The sequence below is a fragment of the Streptomyces cinereoruber genome (assembly GCF_009299385.1).
GTDB lineage: Bacteria > Actinomycetota > Actinomycetes > Streptomycetales > Streptomycetaceae > Streptomyces > Streptomyces bikiniensis.
Genome location: NZ_CP023693.1, coordinates 991173 through 1015303 on the forward strand (window position 1 = coordinate 991173; position 24131 = coordinate 1015303).

Annotated in this window: 21 protein-coding genes; 6 read left to right on the forward strand and 15 right to left on the reverse strand. The window is 73.1% G+C overall.

Annotation, left to right across the window (positions count from 1 at the left end; all coding sequences use genetic code 11):
• Positions 1 to 46 precede the first annotated feature (46 nt).
• Positions 47 to 607: a PadR family transcriptional regulator gene (locus tag CP977_RS04295; protein WP_062757659.1), complete on the reverse strand. Its 561-nt coding sequence runs from the start codon at positions 605 to 607 to the stop codon at positions 47 to 49.
• Between the two features lie 164 nt (positions 608 to 771).
• Here CP977_RS04295 and CP977_RS04300 point away from each other — a divergent pair, with 164 nt between their 5' ends.
• Positions 772 to 2358, forward strand: a complete 1587-nt coding sequence (locus CP977_RS04300) for an MFS transporter (protein ID WP_062757661.1) — start codon at positions 772 to 774, stop codon at positions 2356 to 2358.
• 130 nt (positions 2359 to 2488) lie between these two features.
• On the opposite strand, the gene CP977_RS04305 is transcribed toward CP977_RS04300, so the two are convergent.
• Together CP977_RS04305 and CP977_RS04310 are read right to left on the reverse strand one after the other, a co-directional pair.
• Positions 2489 to 3226 carry a class F sortase gene (locus tag CP977_RS04305; RefSeq protein ID WP_152371502.1) on the reverse strand — a complete coding sequence of 246 codons (738 nt, stop codon included), beginning with the start codon at positions 3224 to 3226 and terminating at the stop codon, positions 2489 to 2491.
• On the reverse strand, positions 3145 to 3657 hold the full coding sequence (locus CP977_RS04310; RefSeq protein ID WP_062757663.1) for a hypothetical protein: 513 nt from the start codon (positions 3655 to 3657) through the stop codon (positions 3145 to 3147). Before CP977_RS04310 ends, CP977_RS04305 begins: the two co-directional genes overlap by 82 nt.
• Positions 3658 to 4079: 422 nt before the next feature.
• Here CP977_RS04310 and CP977_RS04315 point away from each other — a divergent pair, with 422 nt between their 5' ends.
• Positions 4080 to 5156, forward strand: a complete 1077-nt coding sequence (locus CP977_RS04315) for a right-handed parallel beta-helix repeat-containing protein (RefSeq protein ID WP_062757666.1) — start codon at positions 4080 to 4082, stop codon at positions 5154 to 5156.
• Between the two features lie 80 nt (positions 5157 to 5236).
• Positions 5237 to 6283: a methyltransferase gene (locus CP977_RS04320; RefSeq protein ID WP_062757668.1), complete on the forward strand. Its 1047-nt coding sequence runs from the start codon at positions 5237 to 5239 to the stop codon at positions 6281 to 6283.
• A gap of 97 nt (positions 6284 to 6380) precedes the next feature.
• Here CP977_RS04320 and CP977_RS04325 read toward each other — a convergent pair whose 3' ends face one another.
• From CP977_RS04325 to CP977_RS04355, 7 genes are read right to left on the reverse strand one after another with little or no spacing between them, the layout of a single operon-like run.
• Positions 6381 to 6716, reverse strand: coding sequence for a TcmI family type II polyketide cyclase (locus tag CP977_RS04325; RefSeq protein ID WP_062757670.1), 336 nt, complete (start codon positions 6714 to 6716; stop codon positions 6381 to 6383).
• A gap of 21 nt (positions 6717 to 6737) precedes the next feature.
• Positions 6738 to 7217, reverse strand: a complete 480-nt coding sequence (locus tag CP977_RS04330) for an SRPBCC family protein (protein ID WP_062757672.1) — start codon at positions 7215 to 7217, stop codon at positions 6738 to 6740.
• Between the two features lies 1 nt (position 7218).
• Complete coding sequence (locus tag CP977_RS04335) at positions 7219 to 7479, reverse strand: acyl carrier protein (RefSeq protein WP_030213838.1); 261 nt, start codon at positions 7477 to 7479, stop codon at positions 7219 to 7221.
• 26 nt (positions 7480 to 7505) lie between these two features.
• Positions 7506 to 8753: a ketosynthase chain-length factor gene (locus CP977_RS04340; protein ID WP_109186476.1), complete on the reverse strand. Its 1248-nt coding sequence runs from the start codon at positions 8751 to 8753 to the stop codon at positions 7506 to 7508.
• Positions 8750 to 10018: a beta-ketoacyl-[acyl-carrier-protein] synthase family protein gene (locus CP977_RS04345; protein WP_062757676.1), complete on the reverse strand. Its 1269-nt coding sequence runs from the start codon at positions 10016 to 10018 to the stop codon at positions 8750 to 8752. Before CP977_RS04345 ends, CP977_RS04340 begins: the two co-directional genes overlap by 4 nt.
• Positions 10015 to 10476 carry a cupin domain-containing protein gene (locus CP977_RS04350; RefSeq protein ID WP_030213847.1) on the reverse strand — a complete coding sequence of 154 codons (462 nt, stop codon included), beginning with the start codon at positions 10474 to 10476 and terminating at the stop codon, positions 10015 to 10017. Before CP977_RS04350 ends, CP977_RS04345 begins: the two co-directional genes overlap by 4 nt.
• Before the next feature lie 54 nt (positions 10477 to 10530).
• On the reverse strand, positions 10531 to 11655 hold the full coding sequence (locus tag CP977_RS04355; protein ID WP_152369640.1) for a SchA/CurD-like domain-containing protein: 1125 nt from the start codon (positions 11653 to 11655) through the stop codon (positions 10531 to 10533).
• Positions 11656 to 11936: 281 nt separating this feature from the next.
• Between CP977_RS04355 and CP977_RS04360 the strand changes: the two genes are divergently transcribed.
• Positions 11937 to 13589, forward strand: coding sequence for an FAD-dependent oxidoreductase (locus CP977_RS04360; protein ID WP_062757682.1), 1653 nt, complete (start codon positions 11937 to 11939; stop codon positions 13587 to 13589).
• A gap of 74 nt (positions 13590 to 13663) precedes the next feature.
• Here CP977_RS04360 and CP977_RS04365 read toward each other — a convergent pair whose 3' ends face one another.
• The 5 genes from CP977_RS04365 to CP977_RS04385 all read right to left on the reverse strand — a co-directional run bounded on the left by CP977_RS04365 (position 13664) and on the right by CP977_RS04385 (position 22074).
• Positions 13664 to 15274, reverse strand: a complete 1611-nt coding sequence (locus CP977_RS04365) for an alpha/beta hydrolase (RefSeq protein ID WP_229991539.1) — start codon at positions 15272 to 15274, stop codon at positions 13664 to 13666.
• A gap of 194 nt (positions 15275 to 15468) precedes the next feature.
• Positions 15469 to 16203, reverse strand: a complete 735-nt coding sequence (locus CP977_RS04370; protein WP_109186479.1) for a class E sortase — start codon at positions 16201 to 16203, stop codon at positions 15469 to 15471.
• Between the two features lie 151 nt (positions 16204 to 16354).
• Positions 16355 to 17446 (reverse strand): DUF1996 domain-containing protein, encoded by a 1092-nt coding sequence (locus CP977_RS04375; RefSeq protein WP_152369642.1) that lies wholly within the window; start codon positions 17444 to 17446, stop codon positions 16355 to 16357.
• Between the two features lie 142 nt (positions 17447 to 17588).
• Positions 17589 to 19757 (reverse strand): discoidin domain-containing protein, encoded by a 2169-nt coding sequence (locus CP977_RS04380; protein WP_152369643.1) that lies wholly within the window; start codon positions 19755 to 19757, stop codon positions 17589 to 17591.
• A gap of 124 nt (positions 19758 to 19881) precedes the next feature.
• The gene (locus CP977_RS04385) at positions 19882 to 22074 is read right to left on the reverse strand and encodes a discoidin domain-containing protein (protein ID WP_152369644.1); all 2193 of its coding nucleotides are present in this window, start codon (positions 22072 to 22074) and stop codon (positions 19882 to 19884) included.
• Between the two features lie 190 nt (positions 22075 to 22264).
• Between CP977_RS04385 and CP977_RS04390 the strand changes: the two genes are divergently transcribed.
• Both CP977_RS04390 and CP977_RS04395 read left to right on the forward strand, forming a co-directional pair.
• Entirely contained in the window at positions 22265 to 23284 is a 1020-nt protein-coding gene (locus CP977_RS04390; protein WP_109186482.1) for a LacI family DNA-binding transcriptional regulator, read from the forward strand.
• A gap of 364 nt (positions 23285 to 23648) precedes the next feature.
• Positions 23649 to 24131 (forward strand): hypothetical protein, encoded by a 483-nt coding sequence (locus CP977_RS04395; protein ID WP_152369645.1) that lies wholly within the window; start codon positions 23649 to 23651, stop codon positions 24129 to 24131.

Below are 24131 nucleotides of genomic sequence, written 5' to 3' on the forward strand. Positions count from 1 at the left end.
TGAGGGTGGTGGTGACAGTGCGAGGAGGGTCGGGAGGGTGCCGGGGTCAGCGCCCGGTCCCGAAGCGGGCGAGCGTGGCGAGGACGTCGTCCAGCCAGGCGATCGTCATGCGTTCGTACGCGATGCCGCCCCGCAGCACGACGTGCTGGAGTTCCCGTTCCGCGTCCGGGGGGCCGTCGGCCGGGCCCGGTGCGCCGAAGTCGCGGGCCTCGCCCGCGAGGTAGTGGGCGAGGCGGTCCGTGTGCGCCGTCCGGTGCCGCTCGACCTCGCCGATCAGCGCGGCCGGGTCGTCGAAGGCGGCGCCCCGGATCTTCACGGCGAGCTCGTGCCGCATGCTCTCGGGCTCGATCGGCTCGCCCAGCCACGCGGAGAGGGCGTCGCGGCCGGACCCGGTGACGGAGCACTCCTTCTTGTCCGGGCGGCCCTGCTGGGGCACGTCCCGGACGTCGATCCAGCCGTCGCCCTCCATGCGCTTGAGCACGCGGTAGATCTGCTGGTGGGTGGCGGTCCAGAAGTATCCGATGGACCGCTCGAAGCGCCGGGCCAGCTCGTAGCCGGATCCGGGCTTCTCCAGCAGGGACACGAGGATCGCGTGGTCGAGCGCCATGCCCCCGATCTTGCTATGCAACGAGTTGCATAGCAAGGCCGTCCGGGGCCGGTGAGACGCGGCTCACCTCCGTGCCGCCGGGGGGCGGACGGGCGGTGGCCCCGCCCCGGGCCTCCCGCCGGGCTCCGCGTGCACGCCCGGTGGTCCGGGGCGACCATCGAGGTATGGCTGGTAACTCCACGGCCACGCGGGACGGCGCTGCCGCCTCGCGTGCGTCCCGCCAGAAACTGGCGCTCGCGGCCATGCTCTTCGCGGTGTCGATGACGTTCATCGACCAGACGATCGTCTCGATCGCCGCGCCGAACATCACGGCCGAGCTGGGCCTCTCCGCCTCCGGGATGCAGTGGGTCGTCAACGCCTACCTGCTCTCCCTCGCCGCGTTCTTCGCGCTCGGCGGGCGGCTCTCGGACATCCTCGGGCACCGCAGGATCATGCTGACGGGCACGCTGCTCTTCGTCGTCTCGTCGGTGCTCTGCGGCTGTGTGCCGTCCGGGGACTTCGCATTGACCTGGCTGATCGTCTTCCGCGCCACGCAGGGTCTGGGGGCCGCGCTGATGTTCCCGGCGGCGCTCGCCGTGGTCATCGCGGTCTTCCCGGTGGACCGGCGCGGCCGGGCGCTCGCCCTGTTCTTCGGGCTCTCCGGGGCCCTGACCGCCCTCGGTCCGCTGCTCGGCGGCTGGCTGACCGCCTGGACCTGGCGGGCGATCTTCTGGGTGAACGTGCCGGTCGCCGTCGTCGCGATCGTGCTCACCGTGCTGGCCCGGGTCCCCGAGAGCCGCCGCCGCGAACGCCTCGACGTCGTCGGCGCCGTCCTGGTCGCCGTCGGCATGGGCCTGGGCGTGCTCGGCTTCCAGCAGGCGTCGTCCTGGGGTTGGGGCAGCGTCGCGACCTGGGCCTGCGTCATCGGCGGCGCGGTCGTCCTGGTGCTGTTCTACGCCTACGAGCGGCGCACCGCGCAGCCGCTGATCAACTTCGACGTCTTCCGGGACCGGGCGTTCACGATCGACAGCCTCGTGCTGTTCTTCGCGATGCTCGCCTTCGTGCCGGTGTTCTTCTTCGCGTCGGTGTACGCCCAGGTGTCGCTGAGCGCCTCGCCGAACCAGGCCGCGCTGTTCCTGCTGTACTTCTTCATCGGCTTCGGCATCGCCTCCCAGTGGGGCGGCAAGATCCTCGACAAGCGCGGCGCCCGCCCGGCGATGAAGATCGGCTGCGCGCTGGGCGCGGTCGGCTTCTACCTGTGGGCCCAGAAGCTGACCGACCTGTCGATGCACGACCAGTGGCCGTACGCGGCCATGGCGGGCGCGGGCATCGGGTTCCTGCTGGCCCCCGCCTCCACGGACGCCGTGAACCGCTCCATCGGGGCCTCGTACGGCGAGGTCACCGGCATCACCCAGACCGTCCGCAACTACGCGGCGGCCATCGGCATGGCCGTCTTCAGCACCGTCCTCGCGCACGTCTCCGCCGACCGGATCACCGACACGCTCACCGGGCGCGGTCTGCCGCCGGCCGAGGCGGAGGCGACGGCCGGGAGGGTCTCGGAGGCGGTCACCGGCCATCCCGACGGCCGGGCGCCCACCGGGGACGGGCCGATCGCCGAGGCGCTCCGGGGCGCGGGCGACGCGATCCGGATGGACTTCGCCGAGGCGAACCAGTGGGTCTTCTACGGCATGGCGATCGCGCTGGCCGTGGCCTTCCTGTTCGCCCTCGCGCACCCGGGGACGCGGGTCACCGGGAAGCCGCCGGAGGACTGAGACCCGCCCTCCCCGGGCCCCACCGGGCCCGCTCCGGGGAAGCGGAACTCGTAGCGGTGGTCCCCCGGCGCCCCCACGGGCATCGGCCGGAAGCCGGAGCCCCACGAGCGGGCGGACCCGTACGGACCGGCTACGCCACGCCGGTCAGCGTGGCGTAGACGACCGTGTTGGCCCGGTAGCCGGTGTCGCCGGACCAGTCGCCGCCGCAGGTGATCAGGCGCAGCTCCGGGCCGCCGGAACCGCCGTAGACCTCGTCGTCGGGGAAGCGGTCCTTGGGGTACTCCTCCACCGCGTCGACCGTGAAGAGGGCCGTGCGGCCGTCCGCGCGCTCGACCGCGATCCCGGCGCCCCGCGTCAGGGCGCCGAGCCGGTGGAAGACGGCCGGCCCGGTGGGGGTGTCCAGGTGGCCCGTCAGGACGGCCGTCCCGGGCGAGCCCGGCGGGGTGCCCCGGGCGTACCAGCCGGCGAAGGCCGGGAGGTTCGGGGGAGGCGGCTCCAGTCTCCCCTCCTCGTCCAGCTCAAGGCGCATCAGACGGGCGTCGACCCCGATGGCCGGGATCCGGACCCGTACCGGATCCGACGCGGGGAGCGGCGCGGCGGCGGGGCCGGAGCGGGCCGGGACGTCCGCCGCGGCGGCCCGCGCGCCCTGCGGCCGGGCCTGCGCGGCGGGCGGCGGGGCGTCGCGGCCGGTCGTCGCGTCGACGAGCAGCAGCGAGCCGGCCAGCGCGGCCCAGACGAGCGGCTTGAGCGGCGGGACGTACCGGGGCCGCGGGCCGCCGGTCCGCGTCAGGCCCGGGCCCCCGCGCCCGCGGCGCGCCGGCGCATCCTGAGCGCCCCGCCCGCGACGGCCGCGCCCGCGAGGAGCCAGCCGAGGCCGAACTCGCCCTCCTTGCCGGCGGCCCCGCCGAAGCCGGCGTCGACGGCGCCGTTCGGGCGGCCGGAGATCCGGTACGTGGCGGTCATCTTCTTCCGGGGCGGGCACTTGAGCGTCACGGTGTCGGTGCCGGAGGCGGCGTCCTTCGGCAGCCGGTACTCGCCCGTCAGGACGCCCTTCCGGTCGCCCGGGAGGAGGTGGAACTTCCCGCCCGCCACGGACTCCCCCTTGCCGTAGGTCTCCTTGCCGCAGGCGGTCGTGCTGACGGTGACGGTGTCGCCGGGCGACGCCGTCCGGGGGGTGACGCGGACGTCCCCGGCCGCCGTGCCGGCGGCTTCGCCCTCGGCGGCCAGGGCAATGGGGGCGGGCAGGACCAGGGCGGCGGCGATCAGGGCGGCCGTGGCACCGGTACGGGCGTGACGCATGGTTTTCTCCTCGGACGGAGCGGTTCCCGCCCGGCTCGTCCGCGCGGCTCCTGTGCTGTGCTCCGAGCACGAGGGAAAGGCCGCCCGGTGATCGTCGCAACGCGAGCGACGCCCGGGGTTGTCGCCCGGTCGGCCGCCCGGCCACCGCCCGTGGCGCCGTCGCCGCAGGTCACGGCGGTGGGGTCGCCGTACCGGAAACGCCGGCGGACGAGGGGCGAACGGGTTAGGGCCCGTCCGGCGGACCGGGGTCGGGGTCTTTTCTTCGCAGCAGGGGCGCGACCCGGCCGTGATCCGTACGGCGGCCCCGGCGGCTGACGGCTCATCACGTGCCCTCCGGCCGGACGGGCGGCGTTCGGGGGACGGGCGGCACGGCCGGGTGATCAGCGGTGGCGGGGCGGTGGGGCCGCTCATAGCTTCGCCCTATGACAAGACGACAGATCGCCCTCGTGGCATGCGCCGTGGCCGCCGTGACGACGGGTCTGGGAGCCGCCCCGCCCACCACCCCCGAGGCCTCCGCCGCCTCCCGGAACGTGCACCGGGTGAAGCCCGGCGAGTCGATCCAGAAGGCCGTGGACGCCGCGAAGCCCGGAGACAGCATCGTCCTCGCCCCCGGCACCTACCGCGAGAGCGTCACCATCACCACCTCGGACCTGACCCTGCGGGGTTCGACCGTCTTCCCCACCGTCATCGTGCCCGGCAAGGCCGCCACCGGCGCGTGCGCCGAGGCCGGCCACGGCATCTGCGTGACCGGCACCGCCCAGCGCCCCGTCGAGGACGTCACCGTGCGCTCCCTGACGCTCCGGAACTTCACCCGGAACGGCCTGTGGGCCTCCCGCACCGACCGGCTGACGGTCCGCGGGGTGACCGCCGAGAAGAACGGCAACTGGGGCATCGCCCAGGAGCGGTCCGTGCGCTCCGTGCTCACCGGCAACACCGCCCGGGACAACGGCGACGCCGGCCTCTTCGTGTCCAACACCACCGACACGGAGGAGGGGGCCGTCGACGCGAAGGGCACCCTGATCAGCCACAACCGCCTGTCCGGCAACCGGATCGGCCTCACCGTGCGGCGGCTGCGGAACGTCACCGTCGACCGCAACGAGGCGACCGGCAACTGCGCCGCGGTCTTCGTGGTCGGCGACGAGTCCACCCCGCGCGCCGGGGCGATGAGCCTGCGCCGCAACCACATCCACGACAACAACAAGTACTGCCCCAAGACCCCCCGCCTGCCCTTCCTCCAGGGCTCGGGCATCGTCCTCACCGGCGCCGAGGAGACGCTGGTGGCCGAGAACCGGATCGAGGACAACAGGGGCACCTCCCCGCTGTCGGGCGGCATCGTGCTCTTCAAGAGCTTCGTGGGCGCCCTCAACGAGCGCAACGAGATCCGCGACAACGTCGTCCTGCGCAACGGCACGGCCGACCTCGCCAACCGCGACACCGGCAAGGGCAACACCTTCCGCGGCAACACCTGCGAGGTCTCCGAGCCCGCGGGCATGTGCTGACCCCGCTCTCTCTCCCCCACACACACACGCACTCCCCCACGCATTTCCCCCACGGCACGACAGAGAAGGCAAGGCGACAGATGACGACCGTTGACCCGGTGAGGACCGTCGACCCCGCTCCCCCGCCGCCCATGCGGCTGCGGGAGCTCGTTTTCGGAGCGGCGTGCGCCGCCGCCGTGCGGGCCGCCGCCCGGCTCGGCGTGGCGGACGCCCTCCAGGACACGCCCGCGAGCGTGGAGGACCTGGCGGAGGCGGTGCGGGCCGAGCCGCGGACGCTGCGCCGGCTGCTGCGCGCCCTGGCCTGCCAGGGGATCTTCGAGGAGCGGCCCGACGGCACCTTCGCGCACACCGAGATGTCCCGGCTGCTGCGCGAGGACGACCCGCACAGCCTGCGGTACATCGCCCTGTGGTGCACCGAGCCGTGGACGTGGGACGTCTGGCCGAAGCTGGACGAGGCGGTGCGCACCGGCGGCGGCGTCTTCGAGGACGTGTACGGCAGGGAGTTCTTCCCGTACCTCAACGAGGACGCGCCCGAGTCCGCGTACGTGTTCAACCGGGCCATGACCACGTCGAGCCGGCAGTCCGCGCAGGACGTGGCCGACCTGCTCGACCTGGCGGGTGCGGCGTCGGTCGCGGACATCGGCGGCGGCCAGGGGCACGTCCTGGCGAGCCTCCTGGAGCGGCACCCCGCCCTGGAGGGCACGCTGCTCGACCTGCCGGGCGTGGTGGGGAACGCCGACCCGCGGCTGCGGGAGGGCGGCTCGCTCGCCTCCCGGGCCCGGGTGATCGCCGGGGACTGCCGCGAGGACATCCCGGTCCAGGCCGACGTGTACGTCCTCAAGAACATCCTGGAGTGGGACGACGACAGCACCCGCAGGGCGCTCGCCAACGTCCGCGGGGCGGCGCGGCCCGGCGCCCGGGTCGTCGTGATCGAGAACCTGGTGGACGACACGCCCTCGATGCGGTTCACGACGGCGATGGACCTGCTGCTGCTCCTCAACGTCGGCGGCGCCAAGCACACCCGGGAGAGCATGGTCGAGCGCCTGGCGGACGCGGGGCTGGTCGTCGGCGAGATCCGGCCGGTGAACGCGTACCTCCACGCCTTCGAGTGCACCGTTCCCTCCTGACCGGAAAGACCCCCTCGTGACGGGGGAAAGTCCGAGGCCGCCGGCCCCGCTTCTCGCGGGGCCGGCGGCCTTCGGGTTTCCCGTGCTCCGGGTCCGGTCAGGAGGCGGGGTCCCGCTCCCAGCGGTAGAAGCACTGCGCCATGGCGTCCCTGGGGCTGCGCCAGGTCTCCGGGTGGTAGGCGCTGACGTACGTCGCCAGGCGGTCGCTGACGTCCCGGAACTCGGGGTGCCCGGTCAGCTTCGCGATCGCGGGCGCCGGGTCCCGCTCGGACTCGATGAGGTGCAGGTAGACGTCGTCGCCGAACTGGAAGAGGCTGCGGCGGGAGACGCCCACCAGGTGGGGCAGTTCACCGCTGTCCGAGGCGGCGAACACGTCGGCGATCGCCGGCGCCGAACCGGGCGCCATGCGGGCGACGATCAGGGCGTGGTGCATCGGGCGTCCTTCCTGGACGGCTCAGTCGGAGAGGACCGGGGCGGGCCGGCGCTCGCGGGCGGCCTGCTCGATGCGGTCCCGGATGAGGGCCATCTGGGTGCGGGAGTTGCGGTTGATGTTGGCGGTCATCCAGTCGTCGTCGACCGGGGCGTCCGGCTTCATCGCGAAGTCCTGCACCCAGCGCATGTGCACGCCGGCCGGGGTCTCCTCGTACTCCCACCGGATGTCCATGTGGGCGAAGGGGCCGGTCTCGACGCGGCGGGCGGTGACGGTCCGCCGCTCGCGGTCGGGGGTGCGCTCCGAGACCCAGCTCCAGACCTTCCCGGACTCGTCCGGGTGCATGGTCAGGCGGAAGGTCGTCGTGTCGCCCTCACGGGCGAGCACCTCGACGGAGGCGTACTCGCTGAAGAGGGAGGGCCAGTTCTCGAGGTCGTTGGTGATGTTCCAGACGAGGTCGAGGGGGGCGTCGATGGTGATGCTGTTGTCGGTGTGTCCTGACACGTCAGACTCCGGTGGTGAGGGTGCTGTTGACGAGGCCGAGGAAGTCGGCCGGGGTCTTGCTGCGCTCCGCGTCGGGGGGCAGCGCCACGCCGTGGCGGTTCTCCAGCTCGCCGACGATGCCGAGCAGGCCGAGCGAGTCGACGCCGAGGGCGCTGAAGGGGACGTCGGAGGCGTTGCGGAGGTCCTCGGGGGCGACGGTGACGCCCGCGGACTGCTTGACCAGCGCGGCCAGCTCTTCGAAGGTCAGTTCGGTGATGCTCATGTGTGCTCTCCTTCTCCCGCCCGGTCCTACCGGGCGGTCTCGTCGCCGCGGCGCACTACCAGCGCGGCGTTGGATCCCATGAGGCCCCTGCTGAGGACGAGGGCCGTCCGCAGGTCGGCGGGGCGGGCCCGGGTCACCACCAGGTCGATGTCGTGGCAGACGTCGAACACGTTCGGGGTGGGGGGCACCAGGCCGTGCTCCATCGCGAGCACCGCGGCCGCGACGTCCAGGACGGGGGCCCCGCAGTAGGCGCGGCCGATCCCGGTCTTGGGCGCCGTGACGGGCACCCGGGCGGCGTGCGCGCCCAGGGCGTCGGCGAGCGCCAGCGCCTCGGCGCGATCCGCCTCCGGTACGCCCAGGGCGTCGGCGAACACGACGTCGATCTCCTCCGGGGCGCAGCCGGCCTCGTCCAGGGCGACCCGGATCGCGCGGGCCAGTCCCTCCCGGGACTCGGCCCAGCGGGAGGCGCCGGTGAACGTGGCTCCGTGGCCGGCGACGACGGCCCGGACGGCCGTCCCCCGGTCCCGGGCGCGGTCCTCGTCCTCCACGACGAGCACGGCGCCGCCCTCCGCCGGCACGAAGCCGGAGGCTCCGGCGGTGAAGGGGCGGTAGGCCCGGTCGGGCTCCTCGACGGTGCTGAGCTCGGGATAGCCGAGCTGGCAGACCATCGAGTACGGGGCGAGGGGGGCCTCGGCGGCGCCGACGACCACCGCGCCCGTCCCGCGCCGTACGGCCCTGGCCGCGTGGGCGAGGGCGTCCAGGCCGCCGGCCTCGTCGCTGGCGACCACGCCGCACGGCCCCTTGAAGCCGCTCCGGATGGAGATCTGGCCGGTGCTGGCGGCGTAGAACCAGGCGATGGACTGGTACGGGCCGACGAACTTGGAGCCCTGGCCCCACAGCTTCTGCAGCTCCCGCTGGCCGAACTCGCCGCCGCCGGACCCGGCGGCCGTGACCACCCCGATGGAGAACGGGTCCTCGGGGGCGTCCCGGCCGAGGCCGGCGTCGTCGAGGGCGAGCGAGGCCGCCGCCATGGCGTAGTGGCTGAACCGGTCGGTCTGGACGAGGAAGCGGTCCTCGATGAGGGTCGAGGCGTCGAAGGACCGGACCTCGCCCGCCACCTTGAGGGGCAGGTGCTCGCACCCCTCGCGGGTGATCCGGTCCAGGACGCCGACGCCCTCCTGGACGGACTTCCAGTAGGTGTCGGCGCTCAGGCCGTTGGGGGCGATCACCCCGATGCCGGTGACGACGGCGCGCTTGGGCTGCTCCGTGCTCATCGTGTCCTCCCTGCCGGCTCCGTGAGGAGCACGGCGGACTGGAAGCCGCCGAAGCCGCTGCCGACGGAGAGCACGTTCCTGAGCTTCCGGGGGCGGGCGGTGCGCGGCACGTAGTCCAGGTCGCACTCGGGGTCGGGGACCTCGTAGTTCGCCGTCGGGGGCACCGTCTGGTGCTTGAGGGCGAGGACGCAGGCGGCCACCTCTATCGCCCCGATCGCCCCGAGCGAGTGCCCCACCATGGACTTGATGGAGCTCATGGGGGTGTCGTAGGCGTGGGCGCCGAGGGAGCGCTTGACGGCGGCGGTCTCGTGGCGGTCGTTCTGCCGGGTGCCCGAGCCGTGCGCGTTGACGTAGTCGATCAGTGTGGGGTCGAGCCTCGCCTGGTCGAGGGTGCTGTCGATGGCCCGGGACATCTCCAGGCCCTCTCCGGTGAGACCGGTCATGTGGTAGGCGTTGCCGAAGGTGGCGTAGCCGCCGATCTCGCAGTAGACGTGCGCGCCGCGCGCCCGGGCGTGCTCGTACTCCTCCAGGACGAGGACCGCCGCGCCCTCGCCCATGACGAAGCCGTTGCGGCGGTCGTCGAAGGGCTTGGAGGCGTGCTCGGGGTCGTCGTTGTCGGGGGAGGTCGCCTTGATGGCGTCGAAGCAGGCCATGGTGATCGGGGAGATCGGCGAGTCCGACGCCCCGGCGATGCAGACGTCCGCCCGGCCCTCCTGGATGGTGTGGAAGGCGTAGCCGACGGCGTCGAGGCCGGAGGTGCAGCCGGTGGAGACCGTCTGGACCGGGCCTCGGGCGCCGAAGCGTTCGGCGACGAACGAGGCGAGCGTGCTCGGCGAGAACGCCAGGTGCAGCTTCGGGTCGGCGGCGCGGTGGTCCACGTCCCACCGCTGTCCGCCCGCGCTGACCAGGACGTAGTCGTGTTCGAGCCGGGTGGTGCCGCCGACGGCGCTGCCCAGGGAGACCCCGACGCGCCACGGGTCCTCGGTGGCGGTGTCGAGCCCGGAGTCGCGGACGGCCTCCCCGGCGGCGACCGCCGCGAACTGGATGTACCGGTCGGCGTGCTGGCTCAGCTCGGGGTCGAGGCCGTGCGCCAGCGGGTCGAAGTCGCACTCGGCGGCGATGCGGGAGCGCAGGCCGGCCGGGTCGAACAGGGTGATGCCGCGGGTCGCGGTGCGGCCCTCGGAGAGGAGGTCCCAGAACGCCGCCGCACCGGTGCCGCCGGGGGCGACCACTCCGATCCCGGTGACGGCCACTCGCCGGTTCACTCGATGGCCCCGGTGCGTTCGGGGACCTGACCGGGGCCGCCCACGGTCAGCTGCGGTCCGACGGGGGCGTCCGCCGTCTCCTCGGTGTCGACGTGGCCGAGGCTCGGGTGCGGGGCGAGCGGGCCCAGGTGGAAGACCATGCGGGCCTCCTCGTCGCCGACGTTGCGGAAGCGGTGCCGCACGTCGATCGGGATCAGGAGCCCCTGGTCGGGCCGGAGCGCGTACGTCTCGCCGTCCAGGTCCACTTCGAGGGCGCCGGAGACGACGTACACGAACTCCTCGGAGTACGGGTGGTAGTGCTCGCCGATGCGCTCGCCGGGCTTGACGATGGCCAGGCCCATGAAGCCGCTGGTGGAGCCCACGGCGGCCGGCGTGAGCATGGCCCGCAGGTCACCTCCGCGCCTGCGGTTGGGCTCTGTCTCGTCCAGGCTCACGATGAGGGGCTGCTGGTGGGGCATGGGTGATACCTCCGGGTGGGGCGGTGACGTCCGGGCGGGGGCCGCGGCCGTCGGTCAGGAGTCCGCCGAGGTGCGGTCGGTGACGGGCAGCATGTCGGCGTGCGACAGGAGCCGGTTGAGGTTGCGGTCCGTCGTCAGGGCGCCCTCGACGCCGATCGCGGCGCCGTCGAGGAGGGCTTCCAGCTCCTCGGCCTTCCCGGGGCCCTTGAGGCCGAGGGAGGCGGCGGGGTCGAGGTCGACGTCGCCGGTGATGTCGACCAGGCGCACCACGATGTCGTCGCGGTGGAAGACGGTGCTGCCGTGCACCGGGCTGTCCGGGTCGTCGGCCGCGGTGGCGTCCTGGTGGGCGAGGAGCCGGGCCAGGTCCATGCCGCGGCCCTCCTTCGCCGGGTAGTACAGCGCGTGGCGCCGCAGGTCGGCCGGGGCGGGCCGGTCGGCGACCACGTGGTGCACGGCCGGGAGCGCCGCCCGGGTGAAGAAGACGCGGGCCGACTCGGGGTCGGTGAGGTCCCGGTCCTGCTCCAGGTACGGGTTCAGGGCCTCCTCGACGGCGCGGACCTCGGGCTGGCGGGCGACGTGGCGCAGGGCGGCGAGGAGGTCGCCCTCCACCTCCACCGCGCGGACGACGCGGTTGCCGTGCATGAAGAGGGAGGTGCGGCGCAGCCGGGTGTTCTCGTCGACCTGGGCGCGGGGCGAGTCGTAGCCGGCCAGGAGCTCGGCGACCTTCGACTCCGAGCCCGGCTTGACGGTGAAGGTGAGGGCGTGGCGCGCCACCCCGTCGCCCTCCCGGGCCGCGACCTGGTGGTCCGCCCGCGCCGTGTCCTGGGCGAGCGGACGGCCGCCGCCGGTCTCCCGCAGGACGCTGTAGCGCATCGAGCGGGTGTCCCGGACGCAGCTGTGCATCGGCTTGACGACCTCGACGTGCTCCTCGCTGTTGACCCAGGCGAGGAAGGGCGGGGCGCTCTCCCACTCGCTGGTGATGAGCCACTGCGAGGGGTTCTCGATGGACTGGCAGAGCTGGTCGCTGATGTGTCCGGGGACGGCGGCGACCTGCTTGCGCATCAGCTCGTACGCTTCGAGGAACTGCTGCTGGGCGCCTTCGTACAGGTCGAGCAGCAGGATCACCCGCAGCCTGGAGCCGTCGAACGCCGATTGCGAGACACGTGCCGAAACGGTCATCCGGCGCACCTCTTCTCTCTTCGGGGGTTTCCTTCGGGCCTCTTCGAGGCCTTCTCCGGGGATCCGCTTCGGGGAAGCCGGGAGGGGGCCGCCGTGCCGAGGAGGGCAGGGGCCGTCATGTGCCGATCGTCGGCGTGCCCCCGCGAGTCGCGCGACTCCCACGGGGCGGATGAGTGAACCGCGCGTCATTCGGGTGCCCCGAACGAACGAAGCGGCCGTCTCAGGGCATGGATCTCCATCCCACCCCCGACTCGCGTCACAGGTGACGCTGGAGGCACTCGATGAACCGATTCGAAGGGTCCGGCGAGGTCGTCGACACGCCCGTCCTCATCGTCGGCGGCTCTCTGGTCGGACTGTCCGCCTCGTTGTTCCTGGGCCGCCTCGGCGTGCCGCACGTGCTCGTCGAGCGCCACGCCGGCACCTCGGTCCATCCGCGCGGGCGCGGCAACAACGTGCGCACGATGGAGCTCTTCCGGGGCGCCGGGGTGCAGCGGCGCATCCGGGACGCCGCGTCGGTCCTGGCGCGCAACAACGGCATCCTGCAGGCGCCGAGCCTGGTCGGGGACGCCGGCGAGTGGCTGTTCAGGGAGATCGACCCCGGCGGCGGCCTCGCCCGCTTCAGCCCCGCCGCCTGGTGCCTGTGCAGCCAGAACGACCTGGAGCCCGCGCTGCGGGAGACCGCCGCCGGTCTCGGCGGGGACCTGCGGTACGCGACGGAGCTGATGTCCTTCGAGCAGGACGCCGAAGGGGTGACGGCCCGGGTCAAGAGCCGGGAGACCGGCGAGCACACCACGGTCCGCGCGGAGTACCTGGTCGCGGCGGACGGCCCGCGCAGCCCCGTGCGCGAGCGGCTCGGCATCGGGCAGAACGGCCCCGGCGACCTGTTCCACAACGTGAGCGTCACCTTCACCTCGCGGGGCCTCGCGGAGGTCGTCGGCGACCGGCACTTCATCGTCTGCTACCTGACGGACCCGGGGGCCGACGGGGCCCTCCTTCCGGTCGACAACCGGGAGCGCTGGGTGTTCCACGCGCCCTGGCACCCCGAGCGCGGCGAGACCCTGGAGGAGTTCACCGACGAGCGGTGCCGGGAGCACATCCGCCGGGCCGTGGGCGTGCCGGACCTCGACGTGGAGATCACCGGCCGGGCCCCCTGGCACGCCGCCGAGCGGATCGCCGAGCGGTACGCGGAGGGGCGGGTGTTCCTGGCCGGCGACTCGGCCCACGAGATGCCGCCCACCGGGGCGTTCGGCTCCAACACCGGCATCCAGGACGCCCACAACCTCGCCTGGAAGCTGTCCGCCGTCCTGGACGGCTGGGCCGGGCCCGGTCTGCTCGCCTCCTACGACGCGGAGCGGCGGCCGGTCGCGGAGGCGACCAGCGCCCGCGCCTCGTCCCGCTCGGTGGAGCACAGCCACCCGGGGTACGCGCCGGACCCCGGCATCAGCCCGGCGGGCCGCAAGGGCGGCATCCTCAACGTGGTCCTGGGCTACCGCTACCCCCGGGGCGCGGTCCTGGGCGCCGACGAGGCGGCGCCGGTCGTGCCCGACGGGCTGCGCCTCGGCGGCGAGCCGGGGACCCGGTCGCCCCACCTGTGGCTGGAGCGGGCCGGGGAGCGGATCTCCTCCCTCGACCTGTACGAGCGGTCCCCGGTGCTGCTGAGCACGGCGGGCGGCACGGGCGCGTGGCACACCGCGGCGGCCCGGGCGGCGGCCCGGCTCTCGGTGCCGCTGGACTCGTACCGGATCGGCGCCGGGCCGGACGCCGACCTGGTCCCGGAGGCGGGTGCGGATTGGGCGGAGCTGCACGGCGTCACGGAGGGCGGGGCGGTCCTCGTCCGTCCCGACGGGTTCGTGGCGTGGCGTTCCGAGGGGCCCGTGGAGGATCCCGAGACGGAGCTGCGGACGGTCCTCGCGACCCTCCTCGACCTGGCGTGAACCCGGAGGGGCCCTCCCTCCCGCCCGGTGTCCCCGGGCGGGAGGGAGGGCCCGCGCCCTTCGCACGGAGTCGGTCAGAAGCGGTCCGAGCGGCCCGGGAGGCCCGGGACCCCCCGGGGTGCCGACGGCGGGAGCCGCAGGGCGTCGGTCTTCCGGCCTGCCGGGGTCCGGCAGGTCACGTCGGCGGCCGGCAGCCTGCCCGTCACCAGGTAGGCGGTGCCGATGGCGTCGGCGCAGGACCCGGAGCCGTAGACGCCGTGGCCGAGGCCGTCGAGGACCGTGACCATGCGGGAGCCCTTCAGGGCCCGGCGCATGCCCTGGCCGCTGACCAGCGGCGTCTGGGGGTCCCACTCGTTCTGCAGGACGAGCGCGGGGACGGAGTTGCCGATCCTCGTCGCGGGCTCCGCGCCCCTGCCCCAGAACGCGCACGGCTTGATGTGGGACGCGAAGTCGCCGTACAGCGGGTACTTCGCCTTGTCGCGGATCGCGTCGCGGCGGTACTGCTCCGGGTCGCGCGGCCAGGCGCGGGTGTCGGCGCAGACCACGGACCAGAAGAGCGCGTCCCCGTTGTCGGCCGGGACGTCACGGGCGAAGGACGGCGGGACGGGCGCGGTCGGCAGGCCGCGCCGCGACGGCGACGCGCTCGGCGCCGGGGTCTTGCCGGCGGCGGCGTCCTTGAGCAGGACGACCGTCTCGGCGGCGTCCTGCACGGAGAAGAACATGGCCCGCCAGGAGCGGATGTCGTCGCCGGACACGCGCACGCCGTCGACGGGTATGGGCGTGCGGTTCGCCCCGGCCACCAGGTCCCAGAAGGTCTTGCGGACCTGGGCCGGGGTGCGGCCCAGCCCGTACGTGGCGTGCCGCGCGGCGGTCCACTCGGTCCACCGGGTGAACGCGGGCTCCGCGCCCTCCGCCCACATCTGGATCATGCCCCGCCAGACCCGCTCGGGATCGACCGCGCTGTCCAGGACGAACCGGTCGGTCCGCTTCGGGAACAGCTGGGTGTAGACCGCGCCCAGGTAGGTGCCGTAGGAGTAGCCGAGGTACGAGATCTTCTTCTCGCCGAGCACGGCGCGGATCACGTCCATGTCCCGCGCGGTGTTGCGGGTGCTGAGGTGCGGCAGGACGTCCCCGTTCGCCGCCCGGCACTTCTCGGCCACGGTCCGCGCCCACCGGACGTCCTTGGCGAACGTCGCGGCCTTGTAGGGGCGCTGCCAGTTCAGCTCGTCGTCGTTCAGGCCGCAGCCCACCGGGGAGCTCTGTCCGACGCCCCGGGGGTCGAAGCCGATCAGGTCGTACCGCTGCTTCACGGCGTCCGGGAGGTCGGGCCCCAGGTACACGGGCATGTCGAGCCCGATGCCGCCGGGACCGCCCGGGTTGAGGAGCAGGACGCCGCGCCGGTCCTCGGCGCTGGTCGCCCTCGTCCGGGAGATCGCGACGTCGAGCTTCTTCCCGTTCGGGCGGCTGTAGTCGAGCGGCACCTTGATCGTCGCGCACTCGTGGTTCGCCGGCCCCTCGGGCTCGCAGCGCTTCCAGAGCGGCTTCTGCTGCGTGTACTGCCCGAGGGGGTCGACGACCGCCGGGGCGGCGGGAGTTGTCGCTGAGGCGGTGGCGGGGGTGAGGGCGGGCAGGAGCGCCGCGGCGACCCCCATGGCCACGAGGGATGCTGTTCGCCTGTTTCTCACAGTGTGTCGGATCCTTGCGGGAGGTGGATGAGTGGGCCTCATGCACCTTTGCTCACAAGGGAGTTGGGCGAATCCTCCGTCCGGGCGGCTTCGTGTCCGACCTCAGGAGTAGCGCACGGCGCGGCGGATGGTTCCCGGGGTGGAGAACGCGACGGGCCGTTTCCCCGTCGCGGGGGCGTCACGGGGTGGCGCCACTAGGAGGGCGCGGGGCTGTTCGCGACCGGGCGGGTGGAGACGAGGACGCCGATCTTGTCGATGCGGTGCTCCGGGTTGCCCAGGGCGTCCCGCCAGTGGTTGCCGGCCGCGTCGTCCTCGGGCGTGGCACAGGTGGAGAGGGTGATCATCGCCCGGGTGGGCTCCTCCCCCGGCTTCCCGGGGACCGGGGCGCGCTGCTCGGCGAGGGACGCGGCGGACCGGAAGGAGGTCGAGCGGGTGGCGACGATCCGGTACTCGTACACGGCGTCGTCGGCCGTCACGACGACCGTGTCGCCCTCCTCGACCTCGGGGAGCAGGCGCAGGGGCCCGCCGGCCGAGAGCCGGTGCGCGGTCACCAGGTAGTTGCCGACGTCGCCCGGCCCGACGCCGCCCCGGTCGCCGTGGGGGCTCGCCGCCACTCCGCGGTCCTGGATCCGCGTGCCGGGGCGGTCGTCGCTGGTGCCCTCGTACGGGAGGACGGGCAGGTCCGCCACTCCGATGGACGGGATGTCCAGCTCGGCGCGGCGCGGCCGGGCCTCGGGGACGGGCGAGGGGGACGGCTCGGCGGGGGCGGTCGTGCGCTCCGGGGACGGGGACGCGGGCGGGGCGGCCGTGGGAGGGGGCGGGGCCGTCGTGGCGCCCGCCGTGCCGTCCGGAAGGGAGCCGCAGCCGAGGAGCGCGAGGGTCGCCGTCGCGGCGGCGACGGCGAGGCGGGTGCGACGGGTGCGTGCCATACGGGACGGGCCCTCCGGTGGCGGTGTACGGCTCACAAGGATTGTCCCGTACGAGGCGCCCGGGGGGCCACTGGATCATCCCCGGCCCCCACGCGGGCACGGCCCGGGCGCCGTGGGGAGCGGGCGTCCGGGCCGTGCGGGGGTCGTCGGGTCAGGGCAGCCGGTGGTTCTCGTCCAGCACGACGCCGCGTTCGGGGCGGTACAGGTCGAAGCCCCGGGTGTCGCACTGCAGGCCGCCGACGATGCAGTGGTCGACCAGGGCCTTGAGGGTGCGCTCCTCCCACGCGTTGAAGAAGTCGTAGTGGAAGGAGTAGCCGCGTCCGCTGGCGAGGCGGACCTGGCTCATGTCGCCGTTGACCGGCCACGCCATCTTGAACTCGATCATCGGCAGGGCGACCGGGTGGGAGGCCGGGCACATGTTGTCGTTGGTGCCGGGCTTGACGACCGGGTAGGCCATGTGGCTCTTGTGGTCGGGGGTGTCGAGGTACTTCCCGTCCCAGCAGCTGGGGGCCTGCATGCGCAGGTTGAGCTGGACGTCGGGGCGTTCCGGACAGCTCGCCGGGATGTCGGTGTTGAAGAAGCTGTCACCGCACTCCCAGCCCTCGACGAAGCCCTTGTGGGACCGGAACTCCTGGGCGGTCTGCATCGGGTTGCCGACGACGACCCGGAGGCCCTTGGGGAAGGGCCGTACGCTCCGGTAGTCGGTGACGCCCGCCTTGTAGTAGATGACCTGGGGGCCCACCGGCAGGATCTTCCGGTCGCCCTTGTAGAGCGAGGGCATCCAGTACGCGGAGGCGTCGGCGGGCGCCTTGCAGGTGGTGTTCCCTCCGTAGAGCGAGCCGGTGGTGCTGGCGGCGTCGGTGGAGGTGTTGCCCATGAACGTGTGGTCGTGGGACTTGCCGAACTGGCCCGGGTAGACGATCGGGTCGTCCGGGGCGGTGTGGGTGACGGAGCAGCCGGCCTGGAACTCGTGGTGGTAGGCCGGTGGCGGGGTGGCCGTGGACGGGACGACGCCGGTGACCTGGGGTACGGCGGGGATGTAGCCGTCCCCGTCGGCGTCGTCGCCCGACGCCTGGGTGGAGGCGGCCATCCGGTGGCCTTCGTGGTTGACGGCCGCGACGACGGCGGGCGGGAGGCCGCCGTCCGGGTCGGTGGCCTGGGCGATGGTGCCGATGCCGAGGGCGCCGGCGATGAGGGCCGTGCTGACGAGGAGTGCGGAGAGGCGCTTCGGACTCGCTCTCATGGGGATTCTCCTGCCCGTGGGGGTGGTGTCGCGTGCGCGCGAGGACGCCGCGCGACCGGTGTGGTGGGTTCCCGTGCGGTGGTGCCGGGGTGGCGGGGCCGGGAGGCGGGCCCCGCCACCCGTCATGGGGGGGTCGGCACCGTCAGGCGTAGACGCCGAACTCGTGGAGGGAGTAGCCCCAGCCGGTGCCGCGTGCGGTGAGCCGGAGCTTGACGTAGCGGGCTGTGGTGGCGGTCTCGACGGTGTCGATGTCGCCGTTGCCCGTGGTGGTGGTGTGGATGGTCCGCCAGGTGTTCCCGTCGTCGGAGACCTGGACCTCGTAGGACTTGGCGTAGGCGGGGTCCCAGACGAGCTGGACGGTGCGGATGGGCTTGGCCGAGCCGAGGTCGACCTGGATCCACTGCGGGTCGCTCCAGTCGCTGGCCCAGCGCGTCCCGGCGTTGCCGTCGAAGGCGTTGGAGGCGGGGCAGGGGCAGTCGCCGTACGAGGCCTGGGCGGAGGAGGCGGTGGCGGGCCTGTTCAGGGCGATGTTCGTGCCGCTGACGGGCGGGGCGACGACCTTGACGGACTTGGTCTCGATGCCGGCGTTGCCGCGGCCGTCCTCGGCCTGGACGTACACCTTCCACACGCCGAGCTTCTCGGGCGCGGTGACGGCGAAGGTGTTGTTGCCCAGGGAGCGGTACTGCGCGTCGATCAGGCGCTTGTCGCCGTTGGCGTAGTTCCCGCTGAGGTAGATCTTGGGGGTGACCGGGTCGCCGTCGGGGTCGCGGATGTCGGCGCGGACCGTGAACTCGCGGCCGGCCGGGGCGGCGGAGGCCGGGGTGACGGTCATGTTCGTGATGACCGGCGGGGTGTTGTCGCCGGCGGTGGAGCCGGCGTAGGCCTTCTTGACGGCGTAGTACGACAGGCGCTTGAGGCCGTCGGGGAGGAGGTTGAACCAGACGCCGCCGAAGTCGTGTTCGAGGCCGTAGTGGAACATCGTCGCGCCCAGGGCCACGCCCTGGTGCCCGGTGACGCAGTTCCAGGCCTTGGTGTAGCCCTCGGCCTTCTGGACGTCCGTCGGCTCGTCGGGGATGCCGTTGACGTCGTCGGGCACCTCCCATTCACCGGCGTTCCCCGTCTCGGTGATGATGTACGGCTTGTCGTACCCGCCGTCGATCCAGTCCCGGCGCACGCCGCAGACGTCGCCGTACGCGTTCATCGAGTACAGGTCGAGGTCGGGTGCGTTGCGCTTGTAGTACGGCCAGGCACCGGTCCAGGCGTCCGTGGAGGTGACGGGGTGGTCGGGGTCGATGGAGTGGATCTTCTTGGCGACGTCGTTGACGAAGGTGGTGTACGCGTTGCGCTGGGCTTCGAGCTCGGTGCCGCCGTAACAGTTCTGCAGGCCGAGGACGGACTCGTTGCCGACGTTCCACATGAGGGTGGCCGGGTGGGACTTGTAGGTGTCGACCCACTTGGCGAACTCGGTGAGCATGGTGTTCTTGTACGCGGTGTCCGTCACGTAGTTGACGCAGCCGCCGGAGCCGGGGCCGCCGCCGGGCTGGAGCCAGAATCCGTTCATCACCTTGAGGCCGTTGGCCGCCGCGGCGTCGAGCAGGGGCTTGCTGGAGGCGTCGGTCCCCCAGGTCCGGACGGTGTTGACGCCCATGGACCTCAGGTCCGGCATGTAGCGGGGGGCGTCGGCCATCGCCGGGCCCCAGGTGAGGCCCTTGACGGTGTACGGCTGTCCGCCGACGGTCAGCTGCCAGTTGCCCTGCGAGCCGGTGACGCGGACGGCGCCGCCGGGTTCGGGCTGGGTGGTGCCGCCGTTGCCGTAGACCCGGAACTCCCAGAGGGAGTAGCCGTATCCGGTGGCGCGGGTGATGCCCTGGAGGCGTACGTAGCGGCCGGCGCCGGAGACCGCCAGTTCGTCGGTGCCGCCGTCGCCGGCGGTCACGGACCCGGCGGTGCGCCAGTCGGTGCCGTTGTCGGAGAGCTGGATGGCGTAGGCCTTGCCGTAGGCGCCCTCCCAGTTCAGGACGACGCGGCTGATGTCCGCGCTCGCGCCGAGGTCGACCTGGAACCACTGGTCGTCGCTCCACTGGCTGGCCCAGCGGGTGCCGGTGAGGTCGCCGTCGACGGCGGCGGAGGCGGCGTAGGCGGCGCCCTCGGTGGAGGAGGCGGTGGCGGTCTTCCCCTGGGAGAGGAGGGTTTCGGCGGCGGTGGCGGGCGCCGCGGTCAGGACGGTGGCGGAGGTGGCGAGCAGGGCTCCGAGGGAGACGAGCGAGGCCGTGGTGCGGGCCCGCCGCCGTGCGGTCGGGGCGGTGGTCATGGGGGCTCCTGGACGGGCGGTGGAGGGGGTGGCCTCCCGGGCGGCGCGGCGGGGACCTGGAACGCCGCCCGCAAGGAGTGGGGGGCGCCGGGACGCGCCGGTCGGGCGCGTCCCGGCGGAACCGTCAGGGGAAGGAGACGACGGTCGAGGGCACGGTGGAGGTGCCGGCCGGGATCGTGGAGGCCCCGGTGTCGTTGATGACGTGGTTGTAGTGGCCCATGCCGCCGAGGGAGACGACCAGGAGGCTGTGGAACTTCACGCCCGGCTTGACGGGTGCCTTGAAGCCGTGGTCCTGGACGATGGTCGGGTCGACGTTGTAGTTGCAGTAGCTGCCGAGGCCCCACGCCTCGTGGGTGTTCACGGAGTCGTCGACCCGGTAGGCGGCGTACCCCTTGGTGGAGCCGTTCTGGATGGCGGCCTGGTTGGGGGCGTCGTACGCCTTCTCGTTCTGGTAGAAGATCGTGCGGCCGCGCTCGCCGTACCACTCGACGTCGTACTTGTTGAAGTGCTCGACGAACAGGCCGGTGGCGAGCACGTCGTCGCCGTTGACGCGGACGCCGTAGTCGGCGCGGTTGGTCTCCCAGCCCCAGCCCTCGCCGTGGTCGGCGCGCCACACCCAGGTGTGGTCGATGATGGCGTCGTCGCTGTTCACGACCATGCTGGTGGTGGCCTTGCCGACGTGGGCGCCGCCGATGCGGATGTAGACGTCCTGCACGGTGGTGGGGTTGGCGGCGTGGTCGGCGCCGGCGCCCTGCGGGCCGATCTCCAGCAGGGTCGGGGAGTTGACCGGGCCCGCGTCGATCAGGAAGCCGGCGAGGCGGACGCCGTCGACGTCGGCGACCTTCATCGCGGTGACGCCGTTGTCGGGGACGATCGTGGCGAGGCCGAGGCCGAGCACGATGGTGTTGGCGCGGTTCACGTCGATGGTCCGGTCGACGTGGTAGACGCCCGGGGTGAAGAGCAGGTGCAGGCCCTGGGCCAGCGCCTGGTTGATGGTGGCGGCGGTGGCGCCCGGCTTGACCACGTAGAACTGGTTCAGCGGGATGGACTCGCCCTGCGGGGTGCCGTTGGCCCAGCTGGTGCCGCGCGCATTGGTCCGCTTGGCGGGCGCGAAGACCTTGTACTCGTTGCCGTCGAGGTAGAGGTAGGGCTTCTCGCGGGAGATCGGGGTGGTGTCGAGGGTGGTGTAGCGCGGCTCCGGGAAGGAGGTGGCCGGGGCGCCCTCGACGCCCGAGAAGGTCTGGTTCCAGACGCTGTTGGACCAGCCGCCGATGGAGCTCTCGCGGGTGTACCACTGCTGCTGCGAGTAGTTCCCGACCTGGCCGTCGATCTTCGAGTCGGCGATGTAGCCGCCGCTGGCCCAGCCGTAGCCGTTCGGGGCGAGGTTGAGTCCGCCCTTGACGTGCATGCGGCGGAAGGAGGAGGCCTGGGAGACGGCCCAGCGGTTGGTGCCGTTCACCGGGTTGAGGGTCAGGCCCTCGGCGCCGCGCCAGAAGTTCTGGGTGGCGTTGCCGTTGAACCAGCCGGCGTCGACGGTCACGTCGCCGTTGATGGTGGTGTCGCCCGGGCGCAGGCCGAGTCCGGCGATCTGGGTGTAGAAGCCGATCTGGGCGTTGAGGTTGTTGTACGTGCCCGGCTTGAAGAGGAAGGCGTGCCGTCCGGAGCCGAACTGGGCCGACTCCTGCTCCTGGAAGACCTGGTCCAGCTTGCCCTGGATGTTGGGCGTGGAGGGGTCGAAGACGTGCACGTTGGGGCCGAGGTCGCCGCCGCCGGGGAGGACGGGGCCGGTGGTGTCGGTGGTGCCGTACACCTGGAACTCCCAGAGGGAGAAGCCGTATCCGGTGCCGCGGGTCACGCCGCTCATGCGGACGTAGCGGCCGGTGCCGGAGAGGGTGACGTCGTCGGTGCCGCCGTCGCCGGCGGTGACGGTGGTGACGGTCCGCCAGTCGGTGCCGTTCTCGGAGGCCTGGATCCGGTAGCTCTTGCCGTAGGCGGCCTCCCAGTTCAGGGTGGCGCTGCTGAGCGTGGCGCTGCGGCCGAGGTCGACCTGGAGCCACTGGTCGTCGCTCCACTGGCTGGCCCAGCGGGTGCCGAAGTCGCCGTCGACGGCGGCGGACGCGGCGAAGGGGCCGCCCTCGGTGGAGGAGGCGGTGGCGGTCTTGCCCTGGGAGAGCAGGGTGGGGGCCGCCTGGGCCGTCGTCGCGGGGGCGAGGGCGAGCAGGCCGCCTGCCAGGGACGCGACGAGTGCGCCGACGGTGGCCCGTCGGACGTTCTGTGCGGGACGCCGGTGGACCGGCGGGGACCCGACGGAGGACATGGGTCTCCTCTGGGATGCATGGGGGAAACGTGGGAGAGCGCTCTCCGAAACCTTGCCTGCAGGGCGAGTTGACGGTCAAGGCGTGTGACACGACTTTTCTTTTGGCTTTCATTAAGTCACGACACCGATGGCTTCCGGCCGGACCCCGACCGTTCCCCCACCGGACACGCGACACCGTTAAAGTGCGGAGGTGGGGAATCGAGTACCGACTCTGGAAGACGTCGCACGTGAGGCGGGGGTGTCACGGGCCACGGTGTCCCGCGTCGTGAACGGGGTGCGGAACGTCTCCCCCGACATCCAGCGGAGCGTGCGCGACGCCATCGCCCGCACCGGCTACACGCCCAACCAGGCCGCCCGTTCCCTGGTGACGCGGCGGACCGGGGCCGCCGCCCTCGTGCTCTCCGCGACGGACGGGGCCTTCGCCGCCCGGGTCTTCTCCGATCCGTTCTTCGGGCGCGTCGTGGACGGCGTCCTGCCCGTGCTGCGCGAGCGCGCGATCCAGCCGGTGCTGCTCGTCGCCGAGTCGGAGCGGGCCAGGACCCAACTCGTCGAGTACCTGCGGCGGGGCGCCGCGGACGGGGCCCTCGTGGTGCCGCTCGACGACGCGGACCCGCTGCCGGCGATGCTGGCCGCGGCGGGCCTCCCCACGGTCCTCTTCGGCAGGCCGCGCGACGGGGAGCGGTACGGCTTCGTCGACCTCGACAACGACGCCGGCGCGCGCCTCGCGGCCGAGCACCTGTGGGCCACCGGCCGACGGCGCCCCGCCACCATCGCCGCACCGGTCACCGCCCCCGCGGCGGCGGCGCGCCTGGACGGCTTCCGCCGGGCGCTCGCCGCCCGGGGCGTGACGGACGTGCCCGTCGTACGGGGCAGGTTCACGGTCGACAGCGGCAGGCGGGCCATGGCCGAGCTGCTGCGGGACCACCCGGACGTCGACGCGGTGTTCGCCGCGAACGACATGATGGCCGAGGGCGCCTGCCAGTACCTGCGCGAACGGGGCGTGGACGTCCCCGGCACGGTGGCCGTCGTGGGCTTCGACGACTCGGCGGCCGCACGACGCTCCCACCCCCGCCTGACCACCGTCCGCCAGCCGGTGGAACACATGGCGGCCGCCCTGGCCGGCCTCCTGGTCGAGGAGTTGGAAGGCCTCCGCCCCGGCCCCGCCTCACGGGTCTTCGAACCGGTCCTGGTCGTGCGCGAGTCCGCCTGATCCGGGCGTTCGTGCGGCCGTTCGTGCGGCCGGAAAACGATCTCCCCACGTACGACGGCGACGGTTGGAGCGAGGTCTCTGGTTACTGTGTGGCCGAGATCGGAAGGGCGGCCGGAGCACGGCTCCGTCGCAGTCGGCAGGGGGATCGATGAGGAACAGTGGACGCACGCGTCCGGCCCGATGGGTACAGGGCGGTCTGGTGCTGGCGTGCGGGGGTCTTCTGGTCGCGTGCGGAGGGCAGCCGCAGGCGGACCGGCCCGCACCGGGCCCGTCGGCCACGTCCGGGACCCCTGCCACGGCGAGCCCGTCGCCCTCGCCCTCGTCCTCGGACGCCTCGCTCGAGGGGCGCGGTCCGGTGCTGTCCGTGGAGCAGGGACCCTATCCGCACACGGTGCGGATCGTGGACGCCTTCGTCAGCCCCGACGCCCCGGAGTCCCCGGCGCCGAAGGACCTGACATACGTCCAGCTCGTACTGAAGGTCGCCGGCACTCCCGGCCGCCCCCTCAAGGCGCCGCACCCCAACGCGTACTGGGTGGTCCGGTACGACGGCTGCAAGACCGCCCAGGAAGCCGACAGCCAGGTCGGCTGCGGCGGCATGGATGACGGGACCGCCTACTTCACCGAGGAGGACATGCACTCCCCGGAGTTCGGCCCCGGCGTCCCCCGGCAGTTCGGCGACCTGGCGGCGGACACCCCGTACTGGACCCGCGCCTGGCAGCTGGTGCCGGAGGGGGCCGACCTGTCACGGGCCCGGCTGTGCGAGGGAGGACGCGCCGAGGACCCGGACAACTGCGTCCCGCTCGGAACGGTCCGCCGCGACGGCGGGCAGGGTCCGACGGCGGGCTGA